Origin of the sequence: Sphingopyxis macrogoltabida (assembly GCF_001314325.1) — a bacterium.
GTDB lineage: Bacteria > Pseudomonadota > Alphaproteobacteria > Sphingomonadales > Sphingomonadaceae > Sphingopyxis > Sphingopyxis macrogoltabida.
The window spans coordinates 19012-34036 of record NZ_CP009429.1; the positions used below are offsets into that span (position 1 = coordinate 19012).

General features: G+C 66.1%; 17 protein-coding genes. 3 read left to right on the forward strand and 14 right to left on the reverse strand.

The genetic code is table 11. The features are described from left to right. Window positions 1-11: 11 nt before the first annotated feature. The 11 genes from LH19_RS00120 to LH19_RS29605 all read right to left on the reverse strand — a co-directional run bounded on the left by LH19_RS00120 (window position 12) and on the right by LH19_RS29605 (window position 6967). On the reverse strand, window positions 12-719 hold the full coding sequence (locus LH19_RS00120; RefSeq protein ID WP_054723846.1) for a DUF899 family protein: 708 nt from the start codon (window positions 717-719) through the stop codon (window positions 12-14). 34 nt (window positions 720-753) lie between these two features. Further along, entirely contained in the window at window positions 754-1563 is an 810-nt protein-coding gene (locus LH19_RS00125) for a VOC family protein (RefSeq protein WP_054723848.1), read from the reverse strand. Continuing rightward, the gene (locus tag LH19_RS00130; protein ID WP_054723850.1) at window positions 1560-2285 is read right to left on the reverse strand and encodes a DUF899 family protein; all 726 of its coding nucleotides are present in this window, start codon (window positions 2283-2285) and stop codon (window positions 1560-1562) included. Before LH19_RS00130 ends, LH19_RS00125 begins: the two co-directional genes overlap by 4 nt. Before the next feature lie 21 nt (window positions 2286-2306). Then, window positions 2307-2867: a GFA family protein gene (locus LH19_RS00135; RefSeq protein WP_054723851.1), complete on the reverse strand. Its 561-nt coding sequence runs from the start codon at window positions 2865-2867 to the stop codon at window positions 2307-2309. A gap of 114 nt (window positions 2868-2981) precedes the next feature. After that, complete coding sequence (locus LH19_RS29905; RefSeq protein WP_054723853.1) at window positions 2982-3701, reverse strand: DUF1428 domain-containing protein; 720 nt, start codon at window positions 3699-3701, stop codon at window positions 2982-2984. 32 nt (window positions 3702-3733) lie between these two features. After that, the gene (locus LH19_RS00145) at window positions 3734-4408 is read right to left on the reverse strand and encodes a glutathione S-transferase family protein (protein ID WP_054723855.1); all 675 of its coding nucleotides are present in this window, start codon (window positions 4406-4408) and stop codon (window positions 3734-3736) included. Window positions 4409-4447: 39 nt separating this feature from the next. After that, entirely contained in the window at window positions 4448-5122 is a 675-nt protein-coding gene (locus LH19_RS00150) for a glutathione S-transferase family protein (protein ID WP_054723857.1), read from the reverse strand. Window positions 5123-5124: 2 nt separating this feature from the next. After that, entirely contained in the window at window positions 5125-5343 is a 219-nt protein-coding gene (locus LH19_RS00155) for a DUF4287 domain-containing protein (RefSeq protein WP_054723859.1), read from the reverse strand. Beyond that, window positions 5340-5756, reverse strand: a complete 417-nt coding sequence (locus LH19_RS00160) for a DoxX family protein (protein ID WP_054723860.1) — start codon at window positions 5754-5756, stop codon at window positions 5340-5342. The genes LH19_RS00155 and LH19_RS00160 overlap by 4 nt, the downstream gene beginning before the upstream one ends. A gap of 23 nt (window positions 5757-5779) precedes the next feature. Next, window positions 5780-6223: a VOC family protein gene (locus LH19_RS00165; protein WP_054723862.1), complete on the reverse strand. Its 444-nt coding sequence runs from the start codon at window positions 6221-6223 to the stop codon at window positions 5780-5782. Between the two features lie 42 nt (window positions 6224-6265). Then, a complete protein-coding gene (locus LH19_RS29605) occupies window positions 6266-6967 on the reverse strand; it encodes a TetR/AcrR family transcriptional regulator (RefSeq protein ID WP_082395349.1) in 702 nt (233 codons plus the stop codon). A gap of 174 nt (window positions 6968-7141) precedes the next feature. On the opposite strand from LH19_RS29605, the gene LH19_RS00175 reads away from it, so the two are divergent. Both LH19_RS00175 and LH19_RS00180 read left to right on the forward strand, forming a co-directional pair. After that, window positions 7142-8650, forward strand: coding sequence for a YifB family Mg chelatase-like AAA ATPase (locus LH19_RS00175; RefSeq protein WP_054723864.1), 1509 nt, complete (start codon window positions 7142-7144; stop codon window positions 8648-8650). A gap of 5 nt (window positions 8651-8655) precedes the next feature. Beyond that, window positions 8656-8949, forward strand: coding sequence for a DUF1905 domain-containing protein (locus LH19_RS00180; RefSeq protein WP_054723866.1), 294 nt, complete (start codon window positions 8656-8658; stop codon window positions 8947-8949). Between the two features lie 191 nt (window positions 8950-9140). Here LH19_RS00180 and LH19_RS00185 read toward each other — a convergent pair whose 3' ends face one another. Continuing rightward, window positions 9141-9539, reverse strand: coding sequence for a bactofilin family protein (locus LH19_RS00185; RefSeq protein ID WP_054723868.1), 399 nt, complete (start codon window positions 9537-9539; stop codon window positions 9141-9143). 1 nt (window position 9540) lies between these two features. Further along, complete coding sequence (locus tag LH19_RS00190) at window positions 9541-10743, reverse strand: M23 family metallopeptidase (RefSeq protein ID WP_054723869.1); 1203 nt, start codon at window positions 10741-10743, stop codon at window positions 9541-9543. A gap of 241 nt (window positions 10744-10984) precedes the next feature. Here LH19_RS00190 and LH19_RS00195 point away from each other — a divergent pair, with 241 nt between their 5' ends. After that, window positions 10985-12397, forward strand: a complete 1413-nt coding sequence (locus LH19_RS00195; RefSeq protein ID WP_145923599.1) for a methyltransferase family protein — start codon at window positions 10985-10987, stop codon at window positions 12395-12397. Window positions 12398-12500: 103 nt separating this feature from the next. Here LH19_RS00195 and LH19_RS00200 read toward each other — a convergent pair whose 3' ends face one another. After that, entirely contained in the window at window positions 12501-14777 is a 2277-nt protein-coding gene (locus LH19_RS00200; RefSeq protein ID WP_054723871.1) for a TonB-dependent receptor, read from the reverse strand. Between the last annotated feature and the right edge of the window lie 248 nt (window positions 14778-15025).

Genomic DNA, 15025 nt, shown 5'->3' on the forward strand with positions numbered 1-15025 from the left:
TTCTTCCGCTGTCACGGATAGCTCAGGCTGGGGTACCAGTCGGTGCCGCGACCCTCGGGGGTCAGGTCGAGCAGGTTCCACAGCGAATTGGGGTCGGGCGCGCCGTGCGGGTCCTGCCCCGGGTCGGCGATTTCGGGGCCGCCCTCGACGCTCCAGAAATGGCGGATCGTCCCATCCTTGCGGGTGAAGACGCTGTACCCCGCCATGTCGTCGTCGCGGGTCTCGCCGATATAATCCTGCCAGAAATCGCCGCTCGGGTCCGAATAGAGCTTCAGATGATCCCAGCCGTGTTCGCGCGCGAAGGCGGCGAGGCGCGGGTAGGGCGAGCGCGCGACGACCGCGAAACCGATCCGCTGTTCGAGATGCGGTACCTCGGGGTCCCAGTTCGCGACCGTCGCGGTGCACATCGGGCACGCCTGCTGGCGTTCGGGGCCGTACATCATGCCGTATAGGAAAAGCGTGTCGTGGCCGCCGAACAATTCGGCAAGGCCGACCTCGCCCTCGGCGCCGACGAAGCGATAGTCATGGGTCACCGCGCCGCCGGGGGGCAGCGTGCGCCGCTGCGCCGCGACGCGCGCGAGGTGGCGGCGCAGCTCGATCTCCTCGACCAGCAGCGCATCGCGCGCGGCGCGATATTCGGCACTCTCGTTCGGCAGCGGCCGGCGCGTGCTACGCCGGACCAGCTCTTCTGCGGGGACGAGTTTCGGGTTGTCGGTCATCTCGGCTTTCCTTTCTGCCCCCGAAGATTTCGCCCTATTTGCGCGGGCCGACGAGGCCGAACGACGCGCCCTGCGGGTCGATGCCGTTCATCGCATATTCGCCGCCGGGGATTTCCATCGGTTCGTTGGTGACGGTGCCGCCGTTCGCGGTCACCGCCGCTGCTGCGCGGTCGATGTCGTCGACGCCGATGTAGAAGCTCCAGATCGGGGCGGGATAGCCCTCCAGCAATGGCATCACCGCGCCCAGTCCGACATCGCCGCGCTGGATGAAGCGATAGGCGCCATGGTCGCCCATCGGCATCTCGCCCTGCTGTCCCCAGCCGAAATGCTTCTTGTAAAAGGCGATGGCGGCGTCGGGATCGCTCGTCGCCAGCTCGTTCCAGCGCATATGCTGCACTTCGGTAACCGAGAAGACGTCGCTTTCCATCCCCTCCATGCCCGGCGGCGGGACGGGGTCCATGATATAGAAGGGCGCGCCCTGCGGGTCGGTGACCATCGCGATGCGCCCGACCGGAATGTCCATCGCGCCCATCTGTATGCTGCCGCCGTCGGCTTCGATCGCCGCGACCGCCGCATCGACGTCCGCGACATGCAGATAGCCGAGCCAGATCGGCCGCGCGCCGCCGGCGAGCATGTCGGCGTCGAGCGCGAGCACCCCGCCGGCATTGCCGCCGTCGCTGCGCCCGATCATGCGATAATCGACCCCGCCCGCGGTCGCCTCGCCCTGCGCCGCGATGGTCCAGCCGACCACCGCGCCGTAAAAGCTCGCCGCGCCGGCGGGATCGCTCGTCATCAGTTCGTACCAGATGAAATTCGCTGCCCCATTTTCCTTGTTCTGGCTCATTGCTTTCCTCCTTCGACGGTCGGAAAATAATCCCCGCGACCTTCGGGGGTCATGTCGAGCAGCCCCCACAGCGCATCGACGAGGTCGCCCGCGCGGTGGTGCTGACCGGGATCCTCGGGCGCGAACGCCATCTCGCTCCCCCAGTGATGCCGGATGATGTCGCCGTCCTTGCGGAAGCTGTTGAAGATCGTCTCGTCCCATTCCTCGCCGGGCCCGAGCTTGCGGTCCGCGCGCATCGACGGCGGGAATTTGCGCGTGTCGCCGAAATAATCGGCCGAATAGCGCGTGGTGACGTCGGACAGAAAGGTCAGATGTTTCCAGCCGCGCACCCGCGCCCATTCGACCAGCCGCGCGATCGGCGACTTGGCGACGACATAGAGCGGGGTGCGGTCGTCGACATAGCGGGCGCCGCCGTCGATCGAATCGAGCATATGGGTGCAGCCCGAACAGGGGACGTCGCGCTCGGGCCCGAACATGAAGCTTTGCAGGATGATGCTTTGTTTGTCGCCGAACAGCTCGGATAACCGCACCGTCTCGGGGCGCTGGAACTTGCCGATCCGTTCGAAGACATAATCCTCGGGAATCTCGCCGCCGGGCGGCAGCGCGCGGCGCTGCGCCGCGACCGCCTCGATCTGGCGGCGAAGCGCGATCTCGGCATCGAGCAGTTCGTTGCGCGCCGCGCGATAGTCGGCGCTCTCATTGGGGTAGGTTATATGATCCATCGTCCTTTTCCTTTTCCCCCGCTAGTGCGTCCAGCCTTCGGTCTTTTCGATGGGCGGCGCGCGAAAGCCCATCGCGGCCCAGGCGGTGAGCAGCCGCCACATGAATTTGCCGGACGGTGTCCGGTAATTGGGGATATCGCCGGGCAGCTCGACGCCGGCGGGCCGGTCGCCGACGATCGTCCGCATCTCCGGCGCCGGGCGTTCGGCTTCGGGAAGCCGCGCCGAATAGACGCTCAGCCAATGCCCCTTGGTGAATTCGAGCGCGACCGGCGCATTGCAGCATCGCGCCACGAAACGCCGCGTCGGCGAATCGGGGGTCAGTCGATGCTCCTGCAACTGCTGCGCACCCGATTGCCAGACGAGCCGGTCCTTTCGCATCAGCACATAGGGTGTGCCGCCGTCGGCGCCGACCACCGGCGAGGCTCCGGGAAGCGCCGCGAAGGCCGCGCCCGCCCGCTGGCAGCTCTGGCAGTAACAGGTCGCCGCGACGATCGGCTTGCCGACGAGTTCGAGCGTCACCGCGCCGCACTGGCACGATGCGATGCGACGCTGCACCTGTTGGCTTTCGTCTGACAGTGTCATCGACCCTCTCCCATTGGTCATCCCCGCGAAGGCCGGGATCTCAACGTAGATTTTGAACGCGAGGTCGAGATCCCGGCCTTCGCCGGGATGACGAGCTAAATTCGCGCGACGATCCTAGGCCATCACGATCGGCTCGAAGCCGCCATAGATCATGCGCTTGCCGTCGAAGGTCTGGTCGTTCGGATCATGCTGCATCCGCTCGTCCTTCATCATCTTTTCCCAGCCGGCGGTGCGCGTTTCCTTGTCGGGCCATTCGACCCAGCTATAGACGACGGTCTCGCCGTCCTGCTTGTGCGCGGCGCGGTTGAAGTCGGTGACCTTGCCGTCGGCTACATCGTCGCCCCACGCCTCGACGACGCGCGTCGCGCCATAGTCGCGGAACACCTGCGATGCCTTTTGCGCCATCGCGCGATAGGCTTCCTTGTTGCCGTCGGGGACGGGCACGACATAGCCGTCGGCATAGCCGGTCGCCCCCTCCGCGCGGTCGTCGACGATCGAATCGAAGCCGCCGACGATCATACGCTTGCCGTCGAACGGCATCTCGCCGCCCATCGCCGCCATGCGCGGGTCGTTCATCATCTTTTCGGTCGCGGCGTCGCGCGTCGCCTTGTCGGGATATTCGAACCAGCTGAACACGACGGTCTCGTCGGGTTTCGCCTGCACCGCGCCCTTGAAGTCGTTGACCTTGCCGTCGGGCACGTCGTCGCCCCAGCATTCGACCATCCGCGCGACGCCGAATTCCCGGAACAGCGGCGCCGCGTCGGCGGCATGCTTGCGATAGGCTTCCTTGTTGGCGGTCGGTACTGCGACCACAAATCCTTCTACATAGGTCATCGTCTCTCTCCTTGGGGGCGGAAATCGGGGGGTCAGGCGGCGGGCGGTCCCGCTTCTTCTCTGAACGCGGCAAGCTGCGCATCGAGCGCGCGCCGGAAGGCGGGCCGTACAAGGCATCGGTCGAGATACGCCTGCAACCGCGGCTGCTCGGCGATCAGCCCGGCCTCGACGCCTTCGCGCAGCACGGTCGCCATCGCGATATCGGCGACGGTGAATTCGCCGGTGAGATAATGTTTGTCGCCGATCGCATCGTCGAGGCGGCCGAGCCGGCCCTGGATGAACTCGATCAGGCTCGGCCGGCGCAGCTTCGCCCATTCCTCGTCCTTCGCGAAGATGTCGACATTGCCGAGTTCGAACAGCATCGGTTCGACACTGTTATAGGCGGCGAACAGCCAGGCGAGCGTGTTGGCACGCCCCTGCGGGTCGCGCGGCAGCAGCCGTTCGTCCTTCTCGGCAAGGTGGAGCAGGATCGCGCCGCTCTCGAACAGGCGGACGCCGCCGTCGTTCAGCACCGGCACCTGTCCCCACGGCTGGAACAGGAAATGGTCGGCGGGGCGGTTGATCGCGCTGATCAGATGTTCGGCATAATCGAGTCCGATTTCCTCGCACGCCCAGCGCGGGCGCAGGTCGCGGACATAGCCGCGGGCGAAATCGGGGACCCAGTCGAAGGCGGTGACTTCGAGTTTGCTGTCGGGGTTCACGGGCATGGCGGCGTCTCCTCGGTTGGGGATTCAGGGGTTGGGGGTTCAGGCAGGCAGCGGTTCGCCGACCGCGCAGTCGGCCAGATGCGCCGCCATGGCGCTCTGAAAGGCCGGGCGGGCTTTGCCGCGCGCGACATAGGCGGTCAGATTGGGATGCGGCGCCAGCAATTCGGGATTTGCGTTGCGGAGCACATCGATCATCACGATGTCGCCGATCGAAAAATGCTCCTCCAGCCAGTCGCGGTCGCCGAGCGCCTGCGACAAGCGGGACAATCGCTGTTCGGCAAAGGGTTTCGCCGCGCCGATGGCACCGGCCAGCCAGTCGGTGCCCTGTCCCTTAACGGTCAGCACGACCAGCGTCTGGATCATCGGTTCGACGCTGTTGAGCGCGGCGATCATCCAGCTGATCGCGCGCCCGCGCCCTTTCGCATCGCGCGGCAACAGGCGCTCGTCGGCGTCGCCGATGTGGATCAGGATCGACCCCGTTTCGAACAGGGTCACATCGCCGTCCTTATAGACCGGAACCTGCCCGAACGGCTGGTCGTGAAGATAGGCCGGTGCCTTGTCCTCGAAAATGCCGCCGATCAGCCGTGTGCGATAGGGCCGGCCGATTTCGTCGAGCGCCCAGCGGACGCGGATGTCCTTGATGCGGCCATAGGCAAAATCCGGCACCGACCGGTAGGCGGTGATTTCGGGAACGGCTTCGGTCGGGGCGGACATGATCAGTTCCTCTTCCCTTTGATATAAGCGACGATCGACATCGCGTGGCCGTGGCCAAGGTCGAAATCGCGCTTCAGCCAGTCGACGATCGCGGTGGCCTTGACGCCCGGCGCGAGGCCGCCGTCGTCGGCGAGGCCTTTTTCGATCGCGATGACCTTCAGTTCGGCGGCCGATTTGCCGGTCTTCGCTTCGACATTGTCGAGATAGGCCTGAAAGCTCATTGTGCGGCTCCCGACCGGAGCGGGATCAGCGCCCGGATGCGCGGGTCGCGCAGCCACAGCCCGCCCCACAGCATCACGCCAAGGTAGGCGCCGAACAGGATATGGCTGAACAGCGGACTGCCGATGCGGACATGGGTGGCGACCGCGCCGCCGAGATAGGCGGTGATCAGGATCGCGCCGAGGATTGCGGTGCGCGGCCAGATGTAGAGCAGGGTCGGGATCAGCAGCAGGAGCCCGAGCATCGTCATCGTCGGAACGTCGAGCGGCCATCCAAGGCCCGGCGGGCTGTATTTGATCGCGGTTCCGGGCGACACCAGCTTGAGCCCGGCGTCGAAGAGGAGGAAGGCGATAACGAGGCCGCTTAAGCTCCGTCCGGCGATCAGCGCCTTTTTCGAGGGGAGAGTTTCGGTCATCGCCTTCCTCCTGTCGGCTAGGGTCAGGCTTCGGCTTCGGCGGGGAATTCGCCGCTGGCCGCCGCGGGATCCATCCACATCACTTCCCAGATATGGCCGTCGGGATCTTCGTAGCTGCGGCCGTACATGAAGCCATAATCCTGCGTCGGGGTCGGATCGCCCTTGCCGCCTGCGGCAACCGCCTTGTCGACCAGCCCGTCGACATCCTCGCGGCTGTCGGCCGAGATGCAGAGCAGCACCTGCGCCGTCGTCCGGGCGTCGGGGATCGCCTTCGACGTGAAGGTCGCCCATTTTTCATGGGTCAGCAGCATGACGTGGATCGACCCTTCGGCGACCACCATGCACGCGGCGGTCTCGTCGGTGAAGGCGGGGTTGTTGGCCGCGCCGACGGCTTCGTAAAAGGCCTTCGACGCATCGAGATCGGTGACCGGCAGGTTCACGAAGATCATCTTGGGGGCATTGGACATGGGGAACTTCCTCTCTTCTCTCTTCTTGGGGGGATGGGTGGTTCAGCCTCTGCCGAACAGCATGAGGATGTAACGCTTCAGGTGGGTGACGCTGTCGCGCGCGATCGCGGGATCGTCGGTGGTCTTCGCCATGATGAAGGCGCCCTGCAGCACCGCTTGGACGTGACGCGCGATGCTCATCGCGCTGACGCCCTGCGAAATGCCGTGGCGCGCGATCGCCGCCTCGATGTCGGGGGCCAGCGCCTCGCAATAGGCGTTGATGCTCGCCTCGCACGCCGCGCGGATCGCCGGATTGGTACCATAGGCTTCCTGCACCATCGTGCCGACGAAGCAGGTGAAATCCTCGACCGGGCCGTCGAGCATCGAAAAGCGGAAGTCGATATGGCCGAGCAGGCGGTCGAGCGGGTCGACCAGCCTGGTGTGCGGCGGCAGTTCGAACATCGGGCGGGCACGCTCGGTCCAGCCTTCGGCGGCGGCGATCGCCAGCGCTTCCTTCGATTCGAAGTGGTGGAAGAAGGCGCCCTTGGTGACGCCCGCCGCGGCGCAGATCTCGTCGACCGTCGTTGCGGCATAACCCTTACGGCGCACCGTCGCATGCGCCGCGGCGATCAGCTTGTCGCGCGCGCTGCCGCGCGGCGCCCGGCCCGCGTCGACCGGGATGCCGCCGCCCGCCGGGGGGACATCGCGGGCGGCGGCGGGGCGCGGGGTGCGCCGGGGCGCGGCAGGAGGCTGATTCGTCGTCATGCGAATCTACATACCGACTAGTTGGTATGTTGTCAAATCTGCAACGACGGTTGCGCTGCGCGGCACCTTCGACAACTTTCGAAAAGACTCGACGTTCCGTCCGCTTGCCGTAAAGAGGCATGGGGAACAAAGCAGGCACATCGCGTGCCGCGAGGACGGGCAGCGGGGGATTTCATGGTCGCGATCGTTTCCACCGTCGCCTATCTCGGGCTCGAGGCGCGCGGGGTCGAGGTGCAGTGCCAGATCACGCCGGGCGTTCCCCGGTTCGTCGTCGTCGGGCTGCCCGACAAGGCGGTCGGCGAAAGCCGTGAGCGGGTGCGCGCCGCGATCGCCGCGATCGGCCTGTCGCTGCCGCCCAAGGTCATCACCGTCAACCTGTCGCCCGCCGACCTGCCCAAGGAAGGCTCGCACTACGACCTGCCGATCGCGCTGGCGCTGCTCGGCGCGATGGGGGTGGTCGATGCCGAAACGCTCGCTTCGTACGTGGTCGTCGGCGAACTCGGGCTCGACGGGCGCGTTGCGGCATCGCCCGGCGTCCTCCTCGCCGCGCTGCATGCGGGCAGCGTCGAGCGCGGGCTGATCTGCCCCGCCGCACAGGGACCCGAAGCGGCGTGGGCGGGCCATGTCGAGGTGCTCGGCGCGCCCGACCTCCTGTCGCTGCTCGGCCATTTCAAGGGCAGCGCGCTGCTCGCGGCGCCGATGCCGGGCGAGGTCGAAATGCCGGCGCGCGGCGCCGATTTGGCGCAGGTAAAGGGGCAGGAAACCGCGAAGCGCGCGCTCGAAATCGCCGCGGCCGGGGCGCATAATCTGATGATGTCGGGGCCGCCGGGGTCGGGCAAGTCGCTGATGGCCGCCTGCATGCCCGGCATCTTGCCCGAGCTGACCCCCGGCGAAGCGCTCGAAGTCTCGATGATCGCCTCGGTCGCCGGAACCCTCGAAGGCGGGCGGCTCGTCCGCGCGCGGCCGTTCCGCGCGCCGCATCATTCGGCGTCGATGCCGGCGCTCGTCGGCGGGGGCCTCCGCGTCCGGCCGGGCGAGGTCAGCCTCGCGCATCTCGGCGTGCTCTTCCTCGACGAGCTGCCCGAGTTCCAGCGCGGCGTGCTCGATTCGCTGCGCCAGCCGCTCGAAACGGGCGAGGTCAGCGTCGCGCGCGCCAATGCGCATGTGACCTTCCCGGCGCGCGTCCAGCTCGTTGCGGCGATGAACCCGTGCCGCTGCGGCCATCTCGGCGACCCGGCGCTCGCGTGCAGCCGCGCGCCGCGCTGTGCCGCCGATTATCAGGCAAAGCTGTCGGGCCCGCTGCTCGACCGCATCGACCTGCATGTCGAAGTGCAGGCCGTCAGCGCCGCCGACCTTGTCCTGCCGCCACCCACCGAAGGCAGTGCGGAGGTTGCGGCGCGCGTCGCGGCGGCGCGCGATATCCAGACGCGGCGCTATGCGGACCACAAGGCGCGCACCAATGCGGAGATCGACGGCGAACTGCTCGAAGCGGTCGCAACCCCCGACGAGCCGGGCCGCCAGTTGCTCGCACAGGCGGCCGAGGCGATGCGGCTGTCGGCGCGCGGCTATACGCGGATGCTGCGCGTCGCGCGGACGATCGCCGACCTCGCGGGCGCCGAAACCGTCGGCCGCATCCATATCGCCGAGGCGCTGAGCTACCGGCGGCAGGCGCCGCGGAACTGATCGCGGTGGAAGAGATCGCTTTCGATGCCGAGATTATCGAATGGCGCGGCCCGGCGCCGTTCCTGTTTGCCGCCATCCCCGATGCGCATGTTGGCGCGATCCGCTACGCGGCGCTGTCGGAAAGCTATGGCTGGGGTGTCGTGCCGGTTGTTGCGCGGATCGGGGCGAGCGATTTCACGACCTCGCTGTTCCCGCGCGACGGCGGCTATCTTCTACCGGTGAAGGTCGCGGTGCAGCGGGCCGAGGGTGTCAGGCTAGGCGACCGGGTGGCGGTGTCGTTGCGGGTCGGGCGAATGTAACAATGCTGGCGAGGGACAGCGATGGCCGGTTGCGGCCGGTTGTGGACCTTTTCCATTCGTCATCCCGGACTTGATCCGGGATCCATAGCTGCACCGTCGTCATGGATCCCGGATCAAGTCCGGGATGACGAAAGCGGGGGGAGGTAACGACAGCTTTCCACCCCTAAGCCGCCATTCCGGCAGCCGTGCAATCAGATTCCCAAAGCCGACTTGTTCTCGACCACTTCCAACGGCGGCGGCGCCTTGGCGGCGCCCGCGCCATGACGGCGATGGCTGAGTTTGCCGTCGACCTTGCCGCCATTCTCGATCGTGATGTTTTCGTAGATCACGTCGCCGGTGATCCGTGCGGTCGCATGAACGATCAGCGTCTTCGCCTCGATCGATCCGTCGAGCAGGCCCGCGATCTTGGCGGTCTCGGCGACCACCGCGCCCTTGATCTCGCTCGCCTCGCCCTGGACGAGGTTGGCGCATTTCAGGTCGCCGTCGATCTTGCCGTCGACGTGCAGGTCGACGCTGGCGGCAACATTGCCGGTGACGACGACGTCCGACCCGAGGATCGAAAAGGTCGTATGACGGGCGCCGGTCGCCATCTTAGCGGGCACCGCCGGTGCCGGCTGCGAGGGCGCCGACTCGCTGTCGTGCGTCGGCTTTGACTTCGAGAACATCGGCTTTGGCCTCCAGGAAGCGGCGCGGATTGACCGCGGCGCCGTTCAGACGGACTTCGAAATGCAGGTGACTGCCGGTCGAGCGGCCGGTCGAACCCATTTTAGCGATCTGCTGGCCCGCGGCAACCGCGCTGCCGACCCGCGTCGTGAAACCCGAAAGATGGGCGTAGCGGGTCAGGATGCCCTGACCGTGATCGACTTCGACGACATTGCCGTAACCCGACTTCTGGCCGACGAAAACGACCTTGCCGGGCGCGGCCGCGAGGATCGGGCTACCGATCGGGCCAGGGAAATCGAGCCCCGAGTGCATCGCGCCGGCGCCGGTGAAGGGGTCGCTGCGATAGCCGTAGCTCGACGAGAGCATCAGCACATTGGCGGGCTGTCCCGAGGGGATCGCGACGAGCGTGCGTTCGAGCACTTCCATTCGGAACAGCGCACCTTCGAGCGCGGCAAAGCCCTTGCCGAGTTCGCCCGCACGGCCGAGGCGGCCGCGATAGGGAATGAAGGGACCACCGCGGCCGGCCGCAGCGCTGCGCACCAGCGAAGCGGGGTCGAGGCCGAGCTTGGCAACCGCGCTTTCGGCTTTCGCGGCGCGCGCGCTGACCGCTGCGAGCAGGCGCGCCGAAAAGGCTTCCTGTCGCGCCTCGATCCGCGCCAGCGCCTGCGCTTCGGGCGGCAGATTGGGGTCGATGGCGCTGGTCTTCAGCGGCGCGGGTTTCGCTTCGGCACCGGTTGCCGCGGCTTCGCCCGGGATCGCGGGCTCGTCGCCGAAATAGCTCTTCTGCCATTCGTCGAGCTGGTTCTGCCGCTCTTCGAGGTCGGCAGCGGTTTCGGCGACGCGGTCGCGATATTTGGCGATGCGCGCCTCGGCCGCTGCGGCGGCGGCCTGCTTCTGCGCGACTTCGGCGCGTTCGCCGGAGCTGAGCAACTGGTTGACGAGCACGGCGAGCGTGGCACCGGCCCAGGCGAGCAGGACGAGCCCGGCGATCAGCGCGACGCGCTTTTGCCAGACCGCGCTGACGCGCAGGAAGCGCACGTGACCGTGCGTGCGAACGAAGATTTCATGGTCCTGAAACAGCGCAGAAACGCGCTCGCGCCACTGGCGCAGACCCGTCGATAACGAAGACAAGTGGCGACCCCATCTTGGTGTTCTTGTGGAGCCCTCCGCCCCGACTTGATGGCGCCCTTAACAGCGCAGAAGCAGCCGCGCGAATCTTTGCGGCGCGACTCGCGCCGAGTCGAACATGACTCGCGGTGAACGGTGTCAGATGCGGCAAATACTGCCATTTTGGCAGAAAATCGCTTGCGAATCGCGCGGTAATATTGACGGCTTGCTTACCATTTTTGGTTAGGGGTACGGCGTGAACCAGATGTCCAGCCTTACCCCTTCAGGTGGCGGCAATCCCGCCTCCGTTCTGCCCGCCGTCAGTCCTGTGCGGCCGCGCTCGGCGGTCAGCGCCGGGGTCGGAATCGTCGGCCTGCTCGGGCTGTTTTCCTATTTGATCCTCGCGCGTTACGCGCCCGAGATCGCGGGTTTCCTTGGCATCGACTGGGGCGACCGCGGGCGGATGGACGGCCCCAATTCGGCGATCGCCAGCGTGCTCGCCTGCGGTCTGCCGATGGTGCTGTGGTCGGTTTTCGTCGACAAGGTGCACCGCAATCCGTCGACCGGAATCGACTGGTCGCTGCGCCGCCCGTGGCGCGAGACGGTCGATATCAGCCTGACCAAGCTTGCCGGGCTGTGGGCAACCTGGGCGCTGATCGCGCTGACCTATGCGACAATGCGCTATTATTGGGAGGGCAATTACGCCTTTTCGATGGACCTGCTCGAACGCGTCGCGCCGTGGCTGCTCGGGATATCGGTCGTCTATATGCTGTGGCTCGACCGCCGCCTCGTCGAACCGCGCGATGGCTGCTGGCAATTCGGACACTGGCTGATCGCAGGCCATAAAACAGGGGGCGGCCAGCCGGTCGATAGCCGCGCAATCTGGCATCATCTGCGCGCGTGGACGGTGAAGGGCTTTTTCACCGCCTTCATGCTGTCGATCGTGCCGGGCAATTTCTCGTCGCTCGTCGCGGTGCCGATGAGCGAGGTGCTCGCCAACCCGTTCACGGTCGGGCTGTGGACGATCAACCTCCTCTACCTCGTCGACGTCCATATCGCGACGGTAGGCTATATCCTGACGATGAAGCCGCTCGATTCGCACATCCGGACGGCGAACCCCTATGGCATGGCGTGGGTCGCGGCGCTGATCTGCTATCCGCCCTTCATCCTGATGAACGGCGGCCCGCTCGACTATCAGGTCGGCGGCGCCGACTGGGGTTACTGGCTGCAGGGTCATGAGACGCTGACGGCGATCTGGGGCGTCGTGCTCGTCGCGCTTATCTCGATCTACGCCTGGGCGACGATGGCGTTCGGCATCCGCTTTTCCAATCTGACGCATCGCGGGGTCATTACGCACGGGCCGTACAGCTTCACGCGGCACCCCGCTTATATTTCGAAGAATCTGAGCTGGTGGGTCGGGTCGATGCCTTTCCTCGTCACCACCGGCGGCTGGATCGAGGCGGCACGCAACGTCATCCTGCTCGGGCTGGTCAGCGGCGTCTATTACTGGCGTGCGAAGACCGAGGAGAAGCACCTCTTCGCCGATCCCGCCTATCAGGCCTATTGGAACTGGGCGCAGCACCATGCCCTTGTCCCGCGCCTGTTCGCGAAGCTCAGTGGCCGGACGCAGCCGCTGATCCGGCTGGAACCCGACCCGCGCGTCGGCCCGGTCGCCTGACCTGACATGAAAAAAAAGGGCGCGCTGCGATGGCGGCGCGCCCTTTTTTTGTTGCTTCGATCGGGCCGGACTGTCCCGGCCCGATCGTCGAATTATGTTCGCATCAGAACTTCACGCCCGCCTCGACGCCCCAGATGCGGGGTTCGTTGACGTAGCTGGTGATGTTGTTGAAATCGATGCCGCCGGTCGGCGACGCATCGTTGGTGATGTTGCGCACGAAGCCCGCGATGTCGAAGCGGTCGGTGCGATAACCGACGCGCAGCCCGCCCTCGAGCATCTTGTCGTCCGAGAATTCGACCGACTGATAGAGGAAGAACTGGATCTTCGAGCGGTAATACCAGTCGGTGAACGCATAGATCGCGCCATTGCCGACTGGGAATTCATAACCCGCGGTCCAGTTCACCGTCCACTTCGGCGACTGCGGCAACTGGTTGCCGTCGATCGAATAGATGCCGGGGCTGCCCGGACGCTGCGGGTCGAGCACGGTGCACGGCGTGGCCGAGCCGCAGCCGGCGACGAAGGCATTGGCATCGTCGATCTTGGCGATGTTCCAGGCGCCGCCGACCGAGAAGGTCAGCCCCGTTACCGGGGCTGCCTGCAGTTCGGCCTCGATGCCATGGCCCTTCGCATCGACGTTGAGCAGGCTGGCGACGTTCGAGGTGCCGCCGACCGCAGTGAGCTGCAGGTCCTTGGTGTCGAAGTAATAGCCGGTCAGGTTGAAGCGGACGCGGTTGTCGAGGAAGGAGGTCTTGATCCCCGCCTCATACGACATCGTCTCTTCCTGATCGGCGGTCGAAATGACGCGCGAGAAGGTCAGGCGGCCCTGCACCGACGGCGCGCGATAGCCGCGCGCGACGCGCGCATAGATGTTGAAGCCGTCGGTCGCTTCCCAGGTCGCGCTGGCGTCCCACGTCAGCAGTTTGCCCTTCACGGTCGCCGCCTGCGGCGGAACCGGCGTGTTCGGGTTGACGACGAAGATCGGGCGCGTTTCGACCGGACGCGACGCGACGAAATCGCGCGTGTCATGGTTGTAGCGCGCGCCGGCCTGCAGCTTCAGCCCATTGTCGAACGCATAGTTGACCGAACCGAAGATGCCATAGGCTTCGCTTTCCTGACGCTGAACCGCGATCGCCGACGGCGTCGCGTCGGTCGGGCCGCCGAACTCGAAGCTCGAGATGTCGAGGTCTTCATTGAAGTAGAAGGCGCCGAACTGATAGCCGAGCCCGCCGCTGTTGTTCGACGCGATGCGGATTTCCTGCGTGAACTGGTCGAGGCTCGGCACATTGTCCTGGCTCTGCGCCTGGAACGGGATCAGGCCCGGACCCGATTCGGGCAGGAACACGGCGCCGAAGCCGCCGTCGATGTCGCCGCGGCTGCGGAAATTGCCGTTCCAGTAGGAGGTGATCGAGTAAGCGGTCACCGGCCCGAAATCATATTCGAGGTTCAGCCCGACATTATAGGTGTTGAGCTTCTGGAAGTTGAGCCCGTCCTGCCACACCTTGTCGCGCTCGAACTTGGTGCCGGCGCCGCCGAGGCCGACCAGCTTGTTGCTGCCCGGGACCTGCGTGTTGGCGCGGAAGATGATCGCCGAACCGTCGTAGACGCGGACTTGACCGGTCAGGCGGCCGGTGAAGGGACCGCTTTCATACTGAAGCTGGAGGCGCGCGGCGATGTCGTCATAGCCGCCAAGGTCCTTGTTCTTCGTCGTCGCGACATTGTCGACCCAGTCGTCGCGGTGCTGATAGAGGCCCGACAGGCGGACCGAGAAGCCATTGTCGTCGGCGGCGCCTGCCGCCACTTCAACTTGGCTGTTGCCATAACGGCCATAGCTGACGCGCGCATAGCCGCCGGTCTTGCCGGGCTTGACGGTGTCGAACTTGACGATGCCGGCCGGGGTGTTGCGGCCGAACAGCGTGCCCTGCGGCCCGCGCAGCACTTCGACGCGGTCGAGGTCGAAGATCGGGAAGCCCTTGAGGATCGGGTTTTCGAGGACGACGTCGTCATAGACGAGGCTGACCGGCTGCGACGCGTTGAGGTCGAAGTCGGTGTTGCCGAGGCCGCGGATATAGAAGCGCGGGAAGGTGCGGCCGAACGAGCTTTCGATGTTCAGGCTGGGAACGCGGCCCGCGAGCACGCGCACGTCGCTGCCCGACGAGGTGATGGCATCGAGCGTGCCGCCCGACAGCACGCTGACCGAAACCGGCACGTCCTGCAGGCTTTCCTCGCGGCGCTGCGCGGTGACGATGATGTCGCCGAGGCCGCTGTCTTCGGCGACGGGTGCGGCGGACGCGTCCTGTGCGGCGGCGGGGGCTGCCCAGCCGGCGGCGGCGAGCGCGACCAGAACGGGGGCTATAGCGGTAGCGGAAGGAAAGTGGCGCATGGGCAAGCTTCCTGAAACAGAGTTGACGATGGGAGAGACGTTAAAAACGATTTGCCCGTTGGCGTGCGGCGCGGGCCGGGTCAATTGCGGAAGCTCTTGCGGCTGACGTTCATGTCAGCAGTGTTGCGCAATTGCTGCACTTTTGTGGCAAATTTGGGCAAATGGGACGGTGACACCCGGCTGCAGGCGCATGCTGGTCGCTTGATTTCCTGCCTCTCCACTCTAGACCGAGGGCAGGTTCCCGAGCG